Origin of the sequence: Serratia montpellierensis (assembly GCF_020858655.1) — a bacterium.
GTDB classification, from domain to species: Bacteria; Pseudomonadota; Gammaproteobacteria; order Enterobacterales; family Enterobacteriaceae; genus Serratia; species Serratia montpellierensis.
In genome coordinates, this window is the sequence record NZ_VOSN01000022.1 from 19,727 (window position 1) to 31,693 (window position 11,967).

The window sequence follows — 11,967 nt, forward strand, 5'->3', positions numbered from 1 at the left end:
CGATGCTGTATCTGTGAATGCCCCCTCGGGGATCACAGGCTCAACGCTGAATTCCTCGTCCAGCTTTTCAGGTTCTAGCGCCAGCGCGTGAACCAACGAGCCGAACGTCAGCGCATCGGTGCGCTCGCGCTGGATGGTTTTGATAACGTGGCGGCCGTGGTAATACATCAGACTGATCCGCGCGTCCTTTGCCATCGTGCTGCTGATGCCGTTGGCGCTGTGATAGACCTCGTTCGGAATATCCAGATAGCGCCCAGGCTCGAAGTATGCCGGGGCTGCCGGTTCTTCCCGGCGCGGTGCGTCGTCGACTGCCGCGGTAGCCTCGCTCTGTACTTCGGCTGGCGCCGCGGTATTTACGTTCTCACCTGACAACTCCGCCGTTTCGCCTGACACATCGGCCGTTTCCGTTGACGAATCCAGGAATTCGCGAACATCGTCGCCGGTTGTGGCGCCCGCGGCGTCGACCTTGGCCAGTGGTGATGCGGCGAACATTTCGGCCGGGTCATAGCTAAAGTGCCCGCCACCGATGCTGCGTAATTCACCTTTTGCAGGGGCTGCAATTTCCGTTTTTTCGCCTTCATTTGAGGCGTCAACCCGCGTTGACTCAGGGTTTTCTGGCTGGTCAGCGGTGGCGTCGATGGTCGCTGCAATTTCCTGACATTTTCGCTCCGACTCCCGGCGCGCTTCCTGCAGGTTATACTCAACTCGCTGGTCAAGGAACGCGACACGCTGCTCTTTGTCATCAGTCCAATTCTCCAACACATCGCAGGTAATGTGGTGAACATCATCGGCAACCAGCTGATTGAACGGATCGCATGTTTCGATCTCCTTGGCCAGCAGGCGGGCGATAGAGCCGCGCGAAACATCTCCGATGGCAGCAATCAACTCAGAAACGTCGCTTTCGCCCATAACGGTAGTTGTCCCGTTCAACGCTGCGCGAATCTCAGTGCGGAGCCACGCGCGACGCTCTGTCTCGAACACGGTGACCACTTCATCTTTTTCACCTGCATTTGAGGCCGTATGTTGCACGATTTCCGTGTTTTGTTGCGCCGGTTTAGCGTCGACCTCGATCAGATTGGCGTTGATGTAGGTGCGTAGCGCGCCGGGAGTCATATAAATATTCTCCGGCGAATTGCGGATCAGTGCGCCAACAGCCTCGCGAGAAAAATTGAGAATGCCGGGAGTCTCGCGCAACTGACCAAACCAGGTTGCAGGGGATTCATCCTTACGCTTTTTTGCTTCGCCGATCGCATTAACAATCGAAGAGGGCGGGTTGCCGATGTTGAAGTCAGAAGGGTAGTGCGCGAGGTAAACAACCGTCTCGAGCTCTTCAAATGAGGCGATAGGCGTACCAGATTTGGGCGCATGAGTGCTTGCCAGTGCACCGGAATTGGTGCGCAGTTGCTCACTTGCTAGAGTAGCTGGCTTGCCGCCGGCAGTTGAGGTTTGCCACTTCGTGATAACGCCCGCGCGCTGCTCTACCGTAGCGTCGAGGTATTCGGTGGCGAATTGGCACAGTTTGCCCAGCTCCGGCACCTTGCCGAATGGTGGCCAGATGGCTTTCATGCCCGAGATCGCAGTGATCGGCATTTCCGGGTAGGTGTGTGCGAACTGTTTAAGGCTGGTCAGCGCCAGAATGACGTTTTGCGGGTAGCGCTGCGCATCGTCCATCACCAGAGCTTTGGCCGCGGCCAATTGCTCGTCGTTCAGCTTCAGGCAGTTATTGCCGTAAAGCCACGCCGCGGCGATCACGGTGTGCTTGTCGAGGCTCGATGCGAAGTATTCACCTGCTGTTTTCTGCTGCTCCTGCACCACCTGCGTTTTTTCAGTGGTCCTGCTGTTTTCTGCTGCGCCTGCACCACCTGCAGGTTTTGTCATGTAGGGGTACAGTTTCGGGAATGCCACGGACGGATCGAGCGTGTCGCGCGGCACACAGGTTTTGCTGGCGTCGCTTTCCAGCGCCCAGGTAAGCCAGAATGTTTCGCTGAATTCGCCCTCGGCGGGCAGTTCGTCCACGACTGGAAAATCGATGCGTACCGGCGCGAAGTAGTCGGCTTTTGAATGTCCAGCTTCCATGAAGAGAAAATCACGTTTTGTCTCCGCGTGATCGTCAGACTTTGCCTCAAAGTACGTAAAAAGATGGTTTTTCCCAGATTTCTGTTTTGCCCTGTAAAGATAGGCTGCAACATTTTGCATTGTGTAGTTCTCCTAGGTTTAGGTACAATGCCAGCCGATCAGTGATCTGCTTCGGTTGGTCATTGGTTATGCTCCGGTTATTGGGGGTGGTTCCCCGGTAACCCGTCGCCGGGACGTAAAGCCGGTAGACTGGCCCGCCTTGTGCGGGCCTTTTTACTTTCTAATCGCAATAACTGCGGTTGCAGTGTGGGCAGTAAATAACATGGGTGTTTTTTGCTTCGTCCAGCGAAATACCGGTTTCATACCCACGCAATCCGTGTTGCTGGTAAATATCTTTTTTGCAACGAAAACAAATTCCATCGTATGGCGCGAAATGTGGAACGTGTTTATTGTTGCAATATTCCACCTGTGCCTTTCGTGCCGCGACAGGGGAAAATAACTTTTCCATAAATAACCTCTCGTGGTGATTGATATTGAAATGCGCCCTGCGAGTTGACGCCCCGGAAGGGAAACGCTGGACGCATTTCAATATTCTAAAAAGCCCCGCCAGCAACGGCGGGGAAGACTACACACAGCAATTTTCGACGATAGGAGTCCGTGCCTGAATTAATCAGACGTTGGTATGGATTAAAATGAGTTACTTACTGGTGAATTTGAAAAAGCCTTTTAGTTTTTCCTTTTCAGTGGTTGCAACGTAAATATGAGAGAGCAGGCCACTAATGAAGTCAAATTCCCGAATGTCGATTTTCTTTTCCTCTTGGTGGCGTCCTTCTCCATCGTCAGCTTGGCAAAAACGGATTGTATTGCTGCCGCCATTTATCGATACCACCTCAATGCTATAAGATTTGTAGCTCATGCTTCCCCCGATTATGGTTGAACATTGGTAATGCTCCTATGTGTGGTTGCCGGTCTTCCCCGGCTGCCAGGTTTTTCCTCTGGCTACTAAGCTCCTGTACTGATGGCCAAAGGTCTTGAATAGGTGCCCGTCTTTCCGGGCTGTCATATGCTCTACCAGTCTTTCCCGGTGGCCAGCCTGCTTTACTTCTCCACCTCAGGCGGCAGTGGTATGCTGGTTGCTCTCAACCAACCAACAAAGAGGTAACTACATGTCAAATCCGTTTTCTTCATACGGGGCAGAAGCTGCGCAAGAGATTGTCATCGAGTTAATCCGTGCTGGAAAAATACATAACTCAGCTCAAGCCAAGGACAGCTTCACGGAATTACTTAATCATTATCGTTCTGAACTTGATCGGGTTGCTGAGGAAAATAGAGAGAAACAAACGCGTTAGCGATAGCAGCAGAACATTGGTTTAAGTCATTCTCATTGCAGGGTAGGGCTCCTTGCTCTGCAATTTTCGAAGCAAGGCTTTGAGCCGCGATAATTTGAACTTCTGTTGGCAAATCTTGGAATTTCATCTTAATTACCCCATTAACGTGTCGATTATTGGTTATGCCCGCTGTCTTTCCAGCCGTCCCCGGTCTTTCCCAGCGTCAGAACGTTGTACCTGCTGCGCGCCTGATTCTGTCATCTCACCCGGTGTTTCATACGCTCGCCGGTAGCTACTTCGTGGGCGTCCTGCCTTGATGACTCGTTGCTGCGATGGATGTATTAAACACAATGTTTATTCTGGTGTCAACTTTTTGAGTTCGCAATGTTAAACATAATGTTTATTGGATTGAGCTAGAAGATCGCAGGCACAAAAAAACCGGCTCGTGGCCGGTTTGGTATGGGGGGGGGTGAAAAAGGCCAGGGGCTGAGCTAGCCTCTGGCTTTCGGAGTCTCAAAATTTACTCTTCGCTCGGCTTATACCGCCCTCGAAGGTACTTCTCAACGTAATCATCAATCTCTTTCAGCCGCAACTGGAAAAGGTCGATCATTCGCTCTTGTTCTGCCGGTGGAAGTTGGCGGAATAGCTCAAGCATCTGAACTTCACTGGGTGCAAGGCCGGTATTTTCATCGACATCTTCGCCAAGCAGCCAAGCAACAGAAACGCCAAGGGCTTCGGATAGTTTTAACGCCGAGTTTTTCCCAACCGTCCCTCGTAAAAACCAATTATTAACCGATTGTGGACTCACGCCAGCTATCCTGGCCATCTCCGCCTTGGAGATACCTTTCAGCGTCATAAGCTCATTTAAGCGCCTTATCTGAGGGTGCTCAATCTGGTGGTTTTTTCCTTTCATTCCCTAATATTAAACCAAAAGTTTATTTACACGTACACTCATTATGTTGACATTCAAATAAACAATATGTTTAATTTGGTGGGTCAAACCTATGGAGATACCTATGAGTGCTTTAGAAAAAGCCATTTGTGCAGCAGGCAGCGCTACCAAACTGGCGAGTCAACTTGGGATTTCGTCCATGACGATTAGCCATTGGAAGAATCGTTACAAGGGGCTAGTACCCGCTGATCGAGTGTTCCCGATTTTTAATGTTACCGGCGTAACTCCTCACGAACTGCGCCCAGATCTTTACCCAAACCCGACTGATGGGTTACCCCAAAACGAGGCTTAACCATGTCTTTAACATTTCAAGATGTTATCAGGGCTGGTGGCCAGCGGCTGAGTTCAGGAAATCAGTCTGTAGTCCGCCGCCGCACAGTGAAACCTGACGCCGTCCGCCAGGCTGTTGATGAATGGCAGGGCACGCTGCCGGGCCGGGCGCAGGAGACCATCGCCAAGCTGGTCACCGATGAATGGTTCCGGCGTGGCGGAAAAGGCCTCCAGTTGGGCGACATTGAGCGCAACAACCGGCAGAACATCTTCCGCTGGTTAGACAACCCGAACCGTACAGAGAAATACGCCGGCTATGTCCTGCAGCTGGCGCCGGTGATCGCTGACGTGATGCCGATCGAGATCGCCAGAAAATACGGATTGAAGCAGGGGAAAACCAAGCTCGAGCTGGTGGCCGACGCCATCAAAGAATGCGCGGATGCCAAACAGGCGGCATTACTCGGCGCACCACTGCGCGAGTTGGAGAAAGAGATCCGCGAGGGTATCGAATCGCTGGTGCGCCTGGCACCACCGGACAGATGGGCGGCCGTTATGGCCAGCGCCGCGGCGATGTTCAGCGGCTGCATGTAATAACCGGAGCATAAACCAATGGCTAATTTTTCAAGAACACAGATCGAAACGCAAATCCGCGCCCAACTGGTACGCGAGGGAATTCCCGACGACGTGGCGCGCTCGGCTGCCGGCCGTGGCGCCGATCATTACCTGTCCAGCCCGAACGCGACGATCGCCAGCAGTATCGCTATCGCAAAGACGTACGCAAAGCCGCTAAAGCGGGTGAAGGGCAAGCCGGATCGCCCGCATGTGCCTGGGCGCCGTATGGGGCGTCGTTGATTATGCTTTGGGATAAATTCTTCCGCTGCTATGTCGGTGATTGCGTGGATCTCATGCGCGAAATGCCTGAAAAGGCATTCCATACCTGCGTAACAAGCCCGCCATATTACGCGCTGAGAGACTACGGCGTTGAAGGCCAGATCGGCCTGGAGCCGACGCCGGCGGAGTTTATCCAACGATTGGTTGAAGTCTTCCGTGCAGTGCGTCGCGTACTCCGTGATGACGGAACGATCTGGGTAAATATCGGCGACAGTTACGCGGCGAGATTTAGTGGCAATAACGGATATTCAGACGGAAGAACCAATCGGCAAGAGCGGCGCGCGGCAGGAGTGCCAGCAGGGGTTAAGCCGAAAGATATGCTCGGCATGCCGTGGCGTCTCGCCTTCGCCCTACAGGACGATGGTTGGTATCTGCGCCAAGACATCGTTTGGCACAAGACTAACCCGATGCCGGAGAGCGTACGTGATCGCTGCACAAAGGCTCACGAGTACGTTTTCTTGCTGAGCAAGAGGCCAAAGTATTACTTCGACCACGAAGCCATCAAGGAGCCGGTAACTGGGAACTCGCATCCGCGCGGGAAAGGTGTCACGCCTAAAAGCCAAGCCAACGCATTCGGAAATCGCAACAACGCATCGTTCTCGGCGGCCGTCTCTGGATTGGTAGAGCTCCGTAATCGTCGGACGGTGTGGTCAGTGCCAACGCGACCATTCAAAGGCGCCCATTTTGCAACGTTCCCGCCGGCGCTGATTGAGCCGTGCATTTTGGCAGGATGCCCGGCCGGTGGCGCCGTTATAGACCCGTTCGGCGGTAGTGGCACTACTGCGGGCGTTGCTGCGGCATACGGCCGTAAGGCGGTGCTGTGCGAGCTGAATCCTGAATATGCGGCTTTAGTGCCGGGCAGGGTTAGCGACATAGCGAACTCAATCACCGAAACACGAAATACCAGGAACAGCTAATGGCTCGAATTCGTACAGTTAAGCCTGAATTTTGGACGGATGAGAAGGTGGTGGAGTGCTCCATTCCAGCCCGATTGCTGTTTATTGGCTTATTTAATTTTGCCAACGACAAGGGCTGCCTTGAGCGTTCGCCGCGCCGAATCAAAATGCAGGTTTTCCCCGCGGACTCGATGGATTGTGAACCGCTACTCCAAGAGCTTATTACTCATGGATTGCTCACTGAGTACTCAGTGAATGATGTGCAGTATTTGCATATTTCAGGATTTTTAAAGCACCAAAAAATAAACCGGCCGAGCCAGACAAATATCCCTGTGCCGCCTGGTTTCAATGAAAACTCAGTGAGTAATGGGAATCAATGCGGGAACAATTCACCGAATGGTCATGGAGGACTCAGTGAGGACTCAATGAGTAATCACGGAGGATTCACTGACGGAAAGGAAGGGAAGGGAAAGGATCTAAAAGATAAAACCACTCTCTTAGATCGCGCAGGCGCGAATGATTCGAATACTGATGATTCGGCGCCGCCGGCGTTCGAGGATGAAAATTGGTTGGACGAACCCAACGATAAATTCCCGATGACCTCCGACTGGCAGCCGTCGCCTGATTTCCAGCAGCGGGCTGCACTGTGGAATCGTGCTTTGGACGGGCCAGCGCCGGGATATACCCCTGGCGAACTGGCGGGCTTCGTAGCGTACTGGCAGCCCGAGGGGCGGCGGTATCACCAGGTGCAGTGGGAGAAAAAATTTGCCGACAGCGTATTGCACGAACGTAGGAATGCGCCGACCGGCAAGGAACGCCACCCCCGCCGGGGACGTTTCGAGCCTTCGGGCGAATACGGCGAAAAACCGCCGGGATTTAACTGACCAAGAGGTGAACCATGAAAACACCAGAGTCACTGATCAGCAGGCTGCAGCGCATCATGCCGCCGGGAGTTAAGCCGAAGTTCAACACCGCTGAAGAGCTGCTTGCCTGGCATCGTACGGAAGGGGAGAAGCGCAGCGCCGAGCTTGAGAAGGCGAACCAACGCGCCCGCGCAGAGCGGATTTTCGGACGCTCGGGGATCTGCGACTTGCACCGCAACTGCACGTTCGCGAATTACCAAGTGAGCAATGACGGGCAGCGCCACGCCCTGAGCAAGGCCAAAAGCTATGCGCAGAATTTCGGCATGGGGTTTGGCTGTTTCGTCTTCAGTGGCGGATGCGGTACCGGAAAAAACCATCTGGCCGCCGCGATCGGTAACCATCTGCTGGCGAAGAATCACACGGTGCTGGTGGTTACCATCCCCGACCTGATGCTGCGTGTTCGGCGCTGTTACGACGGCGGAGAGTCCGAAGGGGCATTACTCGACGACCTGTGTAAGGTCGATCTGCTCGTTCTCGACGAAGTCGGCGTGCAGCGCGAAACACGCGGCGAGTGGGTGATTTTGAATCAGATTATCGATCGCCGGCTATCGTCGTTAAAGCCGGTGGGAATTTTAACCAACCTGAGTTCGAGGGAGTTAACCGATGTTTTAGGCGCAAGAGTCATGGACAGATTAACGATGGATGGCGGGATCTGGGTGGAATTCACCTGGGGAAGCTATCGGAAAAATGTAAGCCACCTTCGGGTGATTAAGTGATCGGAGCATAACCAATGACCAACAGAGTAACCGAAAAGCACAGAGTAACCGCAAAGCAGCTCGTGGATATCATCTTCGGCAAAGAAATGAGCACAACTGAAATATGGGAAGCGGTCAAAGCCGCGCACCCGGCAAACACGATGACGCGGCAGGAGCTGGCGCTCAGGCTACGGTCGATGATCAGATCACCAGACGTAAAAATCACAAAGAAGGGCTGCGGGCCGAGGGCGCTCTACAAGCTTACAAGCGTGTCCGACAAATTTGTTGAGCGCGCCGAGGTGAATTATCGTGCCAATCCCCGTACCGGCACGCCGGATAAAACGCTGTGGCACTTCCACCCCAAAGAGCTGCAGTTCTGCAATGTCCACAAGATGTTTGACCAGGCGCTGGCCAACCTGCGCGGGAGGATTTCATGATGCCAGCAAATGAACTAAAGCCGTGCCCAACTATGGGGAGCGAGTGCCGAGGTTGTCCTGATTGCCCTAGGGCCAGTAGCACAGGCTTGAAGAGTGGTGATATCACCAATGAAGCAGCGCGCAAGGAGTTGGAGTTGTGGACCGAGGCCCAGGAGAAAGCATTATGAGCAAAGCTACATATCTAAAAGATTTGAACCACGCGCACTTCATCGAAAGCTCATCCAGGAGCAAAAAAGCCAGAGCGCCATACAAAAACATGGATAAAGACCGCTGGCTTGAAGTCTGTAACGCCCATAACCGAAAAGTAATCCGCAAAGCCAAGCGCTCTGTCGGCAAAGCAAATAAAACCGGCTGTCGTCGTACTGCAATGGGCCTGCGCGGCTTTCTCAACGAACTGAACATGTGGGCGCAGTTTACCAACGTTAATAGACAAGGTTCAGGGATACCTAAACGTGTGTATCGCATTAACCACCGTGGGGTGATCACCCATGCCTAAGCATAACTTTTCACCTCGACTGGTGCGGGGTGTGAATTTGACGACAGAACAGGACATGTGGCAATGCAAAAAGCATTATCGCTTTCGCTCAGGTATGTACTACGGACGGATCAGATATGCGGAGTTGCGTGATGAAAAGTGAACTGAAGCCATGCCCGTTCTGCGGTGTGCATGGAAATGGGAACGTGCAGCTGCAGCACCGCTGCAATCTTCTCGGATGGCAAGTCCTCTGCTTGTCGTGCGGCGCCCGTGGTCCGAATGGGTATCATGACGATGCTGTAGACCTTTGGAACAACCGCACGACTGACGGCGCTAACGGTATAAATTCAAAAGAAAATGATTGAATTTCGTCCTGTAGCACATCAAGGCCCGCAAAGGGCCTTTTCTTTGCTTGCAAACTCAAATTATTCTAACCATAATTATACTGTATAAATAACCAGTATCACGGAGGCGCATGATGAAAGTTGAATTAGTAATCCAGAAAAACAAAGAGTTACCGGCAGGCGCAGTTGCGGCGATTGAACAGGAGTTTCAGAAACGACTGCTGAAATCGTACCCCGATTGCCGCGTCGCCGTGTGGCTCGGCGCCCAGGATAATCTGTCGGTGCTCGGGGCTGAAAAAGGCGCAAAAGAACGAGTAGAGAACATCCTTCAGGAGACCTGGGAAAGCGCGGACGACTGGTTTTATTGATGGCACTCTTTGCCGACAAATCACACAGCAAAGGAGGTTGAGGTGACCGGATTACAAGACACGCCCCCAGGAGGGTACAAAGTCGTGCGCTGCATGGATGATGCGGTGGTTGCCAGATTCAAAAATTTCCCCGTCTGCGAGCGGGCGTTGATGTACCGACGGGGCGATCAGCTCTCCTTCATGCCGCTACAGCCAGAAGACATCGTTGGCACGCCAAAGCTGATAACACAAATTTTAGAGCGGGCCGGCTACCGTAACCTGAATTCTGATAGACTCACTTAACGGGCCTGAACACCCCGTGCCTGCTGCGCCACAGGAGAGAACATGGCGCAGTTACAACTCATCAAGCAATCACCAGGAATACTGATCCCGGCCACGCCGGAGACCAGTGAATTTCTGCAATCGAAATGCAAGCTCGGCGCCGTGCTGGTGGCCGATTTCAAACAGGTGCGCAACCCGGCGTTTCACCGTCGTTTTTTCGCGCTTCTCAATCTGGGCTTCGAATACTGGGAGCCTACCGGCGGCGCCATATCGACTAACGAGCGCAAGCTGGTTACCGGTTATGCCAGATTCTTGGCCACGTTCGGCGGCAATGAGCCGGCGCTTCTGAATGCGGCTGAGCAGTATCTCGAGCGCATCGCTGATCGGCGTGCCGGCAGCATCAGCGCGTGCAAATCCTTTGACGCGTATCGCGCGTGGGTGACGGTCGAGGCCGGCCACTATGACGCGATCCAACTCCCCGACGGCACTCTCCGCAAACACCCCCGCAGCATCGCGTTCGCCAACATGGACGAAACAGAGTTCCATCAGCTGTATCAGGCCGCACTCGATGTTTTATGGCGCTGGATCCTGCACAAGCCGTTTCGCTCCCATGAGGAGGCCGAGAACGCCGCGGCGCAGCTGATGAATTTTGCGGGGTGAGACGATGAAAATTTACCGCAGCAAAAAATGGTTGGCGGCCGTCGGGCAAATCGAACAATGCGTGTTGTGTGGAAACTGGGGAACCCAGGTCGCGCACCGGAACGAGGGGAAGGGCATGGGGCTGAAAACTGACGACTGCGCCACCGCGGCGCTCTGCGTTTATTGCCACACCGCGATCGATAACGGCAAAGATCTCTCACGCGAAGAGCGGCGCCAGATGATGGACCGCGCGATCGTTCTGACGATTATTCAAATCGCCCGCCGCGGGCTGGTGGTGCCGCAATGATGAACGCACAGCAATTGGAATATATACGGCTGGAGTTAACCAATGCGCTGCATGATGACTCAGGCGGCACTAAGGGGCAACTCCAGGCATTTATCGAGCACCCGCCGGCGGATAAAAATCACTATCCGCGCCAGCGTATCCACAAGGTCGAACTGGAGGGGGAGCGCTGGGCCGATGCGGAAAATTCCGCCGTTTATGCGCTCGAAACACGCAGCCGCAGGCGACCAATGCCACCGATCAACGATCATGTCTTTTCGTCGTGCGCGTGGCGCCGAGCAGTGATGACGTTGGGCGAACATCAAATCGCATGGCTACGCTACTGCTACGGCTTCGATCTGCAGTTCAAATACCAGACCGAAATTTGCAAGCACGTGTGGGAGAGATACCAGGCGTACAAAGTCGGCAAACGCCTCCAGTCAAAAATTATTAAGCGCCTGGTGTCGTTAGTCTGGCTGGCCGTGCAGGAAACGGCGGCAAAAAACAAAAATGAGACATACAAGGAATACGCCGGCAGCGCACTGGCCAACTTGATGAGCGTCGATCGTTCAACCTGGTCACGGGTATATGCGCCGCACTGGGCGCGCCTGAAAGAGGTTGCGGAGAAAATGGACGTAGAAGCCTTGCAACTGGTGTCGACACGTCGCGAAGAGATTATTTATCGGTTGGAATTGCAAAATGCAACAAAATAGGGCATATTCTACGCTAATTTGATAAATTGCCAAAATTGTGTTAACCCGCCCGCGCGCGGGTTTTTTATTTCCCGCTCCAGATGGGCGCCCCGGAAAGTTGCCGCTCTCCGGGGCTGTATGCCCGCGTCAACAGTCACGAGCACACCCGCCTATTGGAGTGCCGAGACCTTGAAAAATCACGTTAATGCAGTTGTATCACGCGCCAGCGGAAAGCCGGCGCCGATCGTCTACGCTGGCGAAACCGTCGGTTTTGGATGTGACGATCTCCACGTAGCAACGATCCCGGTTTGGCTTGCCCGCCTGGTGATCAGCCATTTTCACTACAGCAAGCGCGTAGTGAACAACTCCTATTTGCATCTGGGTATTTTTGACGGCCGCGAGCTGGTGGGCGTCATGCAGTGGGGCTACGCGATGAA

18 protein-coding genes are annotated in these 11,967 nt (G+C 53.7%); 14 read left to right on the top strand and 4 right to left on the bottom strand.

Annotation, left to right across the window (positions count from 1 at the left end; all coding sequences use genetic code 11):
• The 4 genes from FUU19_RS22140 to FUU19_RS22155 form a co-directional block, all read right to left on the bottom strand.
• Positions 1 to 2,196 (bottom strand): RecE family exodeoxyribonuclease (locus FUU19_RS22140; RefSeq protein WP_230490388.1); only part of this gene is annotated, 2,196 nt, incomplete at its 3' end.
• Positions 2,197 to 2,773: 577 nt separating this feature from the next.
• A complete protein-coding gene (locus tag FUU19_RS22145; protein ID WP_180554872.1) occupies positions 2,774 to 2,992 on the bottom strand; it encodes a hypothetical protein in 219 nt (72 codons plus the stop codon).
• Between the two features lie 368 nt (positions 2,993 to 3,360).
• Entirely contained in the window at positions 3,361 to 3,552 is a 192-nt protein-coding gene (locus FUU19_RS22150; protein WP_230490389.1) for a hypothetical protein, read from the bottom strand.
• Between the two features lie 372 nt (positions 3,553 to 3,924).
• On the bottom strand, positions 3,925 to 4,317 hold the full coding sequence (locus tag FUU19_RS22155) for a helix-turn-helix domain-containing protein (RefSeq protein WP_049194174.1): 393 nt from the start codon (positions 4,315 to 4,317) through the stop codon (positions 3,925 to 3,927).
• A 103-nt stretch (positions 4,318 to 4,420) separates the two neighbouring features.
• Here FUU19_RS22155 and FUU19_RS22160 point away from each other — a divergent pair, with 103 nt between their 5' ends.
• The 14 genes from FUU19_RS22160 to FUU19_RS22225 all read left to right on the top strand — a co-directional run.
• Positions 4,421 to 4,648, top strand: coding sequence for a transcriptional regulator (locus tag FUU19_RS22160; protein ID WP_141969477.1), 228 nt, complete (start codon positions 4,421 to 4,423; stop codon positions 4,646 to 4,648).
• 86 nt (positions 4,649 to 4,734) lie between these two features.
• A complete protein-coding gene (locus FUU19_RS22165) occupies positions 4,735 to 5,217 on the top strand; it encodes a toxin YdaT family protein (RefSeq protein WP_230490390.1) in 483 nt (160 codons plus the stop codon).
• A gap of 18 nt (positions 5,218 to 5,235) precedes the next feature.
• Positions 5,236 to 5,478 carry a cell envelope biogenesis protein OmpA gene (locus FUU19_RS22170; protein WP_101452949.1) on the top strand — a complete coding sequence of 81 codons (243 nt, stop codon included), beginning with the start codon at positions 5,236 to 5,238 and terminating at the stop codon, positions 5,476 to 5,478.
• Positions 5,479 to 5,480: 2 nt separating this feature from the next.
• The gene (locus tag FUU19_RS22175; RefSeq protein ID WP_222706004.1) at positions 5,481 to 6,434 is read left to right on the top strand and encodes a DNA-methyltransferase; all 954 of its coding nucleotides are present in this window, start codon (positions 5,481 to 5,483) and stop codon (positions 6,432 to 6,434) included.
• Positions 6,434 to 7,297 carry a DnaT-like ssDNA-binding domain-containing protein gene (locus FUU19_RS22180; RefSeq protein ID WP_230490391.1) on the top strand — a complete coding sequence of 288 codons (864 nt, stop codon included), beginning with the start codon at positions 6,434 to 6,436 and terminating at the stop codon, positions 7,295 to 7,297. Before FUU19_RS22175 ends, FUU19_RS22180 begins: the two co-directional genes overlap by 1 nt.
• Positions 7,298 to 7,311: 14 nt before the next feature.
• Complete coding sequence (locus FUU19_RS22185; RefSeq protein ID WP_060419466.1) at positions 7,312 to 8,052, top strand: ATP-binding protein; 741 nt, start codon at positions 7,312 to 7,314, stop codon at positions 8,050 to 8,052.
• Positions 8,053 to 8,066: 14 nt separating this feature from the next.
• On the top strand, positions 8,067 to 8,468 hold the full coding sequence (locus tag FUU19_RS22190; protein ID WP_230490392.1) for a hypothetical protein: 402 nt from the start codon (positions 8,067 to 8,069) through the stop codon (positions 8,466 to 8,468).
• 163 nt (positions 8,469 to 8,631) lie between these two features.
• Positions 8,632 to 8,964, top strand: coding sequence for a hypothetical protein (locus tag FUU19_RS22195; RefSeq protein ID WP_230490393.1), 333 nt, complete (start codon positions 8,632 to 8,634; stop codon positions 8,962 to 8,964).
• Between the two features lie 457 nt (positions 8,965 to 9,421).
• Positions 9,422 to 9,655 carry a DinI-like family protein gene (locus FUU19_RS22200; protein WP_230490555.1) on the top strand — a complete coding sequence of 78 codons (234 nt, stop codon included), beginning with the start codon at positions 9,422 to 9,424 and terminating at the stop codon, positions 9,653 to 9,655.
• Positions 9,656 to 9,697: 42 nt separating this feature from the next.
• On the top strand, positions 9,698 to 9,937 hold the full coding sequence (locus tag FUU19_RS22205) for a hypothetical protein (protein WP_183096524.1): 240 nt from the start codon (positions 9,698 to 9,700) through the stop codon (positions 9,935 to 9,937).
• A gap of 42 nt (positions 9,938 to 9,979) precedes the next feature.
• Entirely contained in the window at positions 9,980 to 10,576 is a 597-nt protein-coding gene (locus tag FUU19_RS22210) for a DUF1367 family protein (protein WP_047730601.1), read from the top strand.
• A 4-nt stretch (positions 10,577 to 10,580) separates the two neighbouring features.
• Positions 10,581 to 10,862: a hypothetical protein gene (locus FUU19_RS22215; protein ID WP_057523594.1), complete on the top strand. Its 282-nt coding sequence runs from the start codon at positions 10,581 to 10,583 to the stop codon at positions 10,860 to 10,862.
• Positions 10,862 to 11,551, top strand: a complete 690-nt coding sequence (locus FUU19_RS22220) for a bacteriophage antitermination protein Q (RefSeq protein ID WP_147880401.1) — start codon at positions 10,862 to 10,864, stop codon at positions 11,549 to 11,551. The genes FUU19_RS22215 and FUU19_RS22220 overlap by 1 nt, the downstream gene beginning before the upstream one ends.
• 168 nt (positions 11,552 to 11,719) lie before the next feature.
• A partial coding sequence (locus tag FUU19_RS22225; RefSeq protein ID WP_488266388.1) for a Mom family adenine methylcarbamoylation protein occupies positions 11,720 to 11,967 on the top strand: 248 nt, incomplete at its 3' end.

Coding starts and splice junctions, on each gene's coding strand:
- FUU19_RS22155 (WP_049194174.1), bottom strand. CDS start 4,317: ATGAAAGGAAAAAACCACCAGATTGAGCACCCTCAGATAAGGCGCTTA.
- FUU19_RS22220 (WP_147880401.1), top strand. CDS start 10,862: ATGAACGCACAGCAATTGGAATATATACGGCTGGAGTTAACCAATGCG.
- FUU19_RS22160 (WP_141969477.1), top strand. CDS start 4,421: ATGAGTGCTTTAGAAAAAGCCATTTGTGCAGCAGGCAGCGCTACCAAA.
- FUU19_RS22185 (WP_060419466.1), top strand. CDS start 7,312: ATGAAAACACCAGAGTCACTGATCAGCAGGCTGCAGCGCATCATGCCG.
- FUU19_RS22180 (WP_230490391.1), top strand. CDS start 6,434: ATGGCTCGAATTCGTACAGTTAAGCCTGAATTTTGGACGGATGAGAAG.
- FUU19_RS22195 (WP_230490393.1), top strand. CDS start 8,632: ATGAGCAAAGCTACATATCTAAAAGATTTGAACCACGCGCACTTCATC.
- FUU19_RS22200 (WP_230490555.1), top strand. CDS start 9,422: ATGAAAGTTGAATTAGTAATCCAGAAAAACAAAGAGTTACCGGCAGGC.
- FUU19_RS22145 (WP_180554872.1), bottom strand. CDS start 2,992: ATGAGCTACAAATCTTATAGCATTGAGGTGGTATCGATAAATGGCGGC.
- FUU19_RS22210 (WP_047730601.1), top strand. CDS start 9,980: ATGGCGCAGTTACAACTCATCAAGCAATCACCAGGAATACTGATCCCG.
- FUU19_RS22190 (WP_230490392.1), top strand. CDS start 8,067: ATGACCAACAGAGTAACCGAAAAGCACAGAGTAACCGCAAAGCAGCTC.
- FUU19_RS22150 (WP_230490389.1), bottom strand. CDS start 3,552: ATGAAATTCCAAGATTTGCCAACAGAAGTTCAAATTATCGCGGCTCAA.
- FUU19_RS22175 (WP_222706004.1), top strand. CDS start 5,481: ATGCTTTGGGATAAATTCTTCCGCTGCTATGTCGGTGATTGCGTGGAT.
- FUU19_RS22215 (WP_057523594.1), top strand. CDS start 10,581: ATGAAAATTTACCGCAGCAAAAAATGGTTGGCGGCCGTCGGGCAAATC.
- FUU19_RS22170 (WP_101452949.1), top strand. CDS start 5,236: ATGGCTAATTTTTCAAGAACACAGATCGAAACGCAAATCCGCGCCCAA.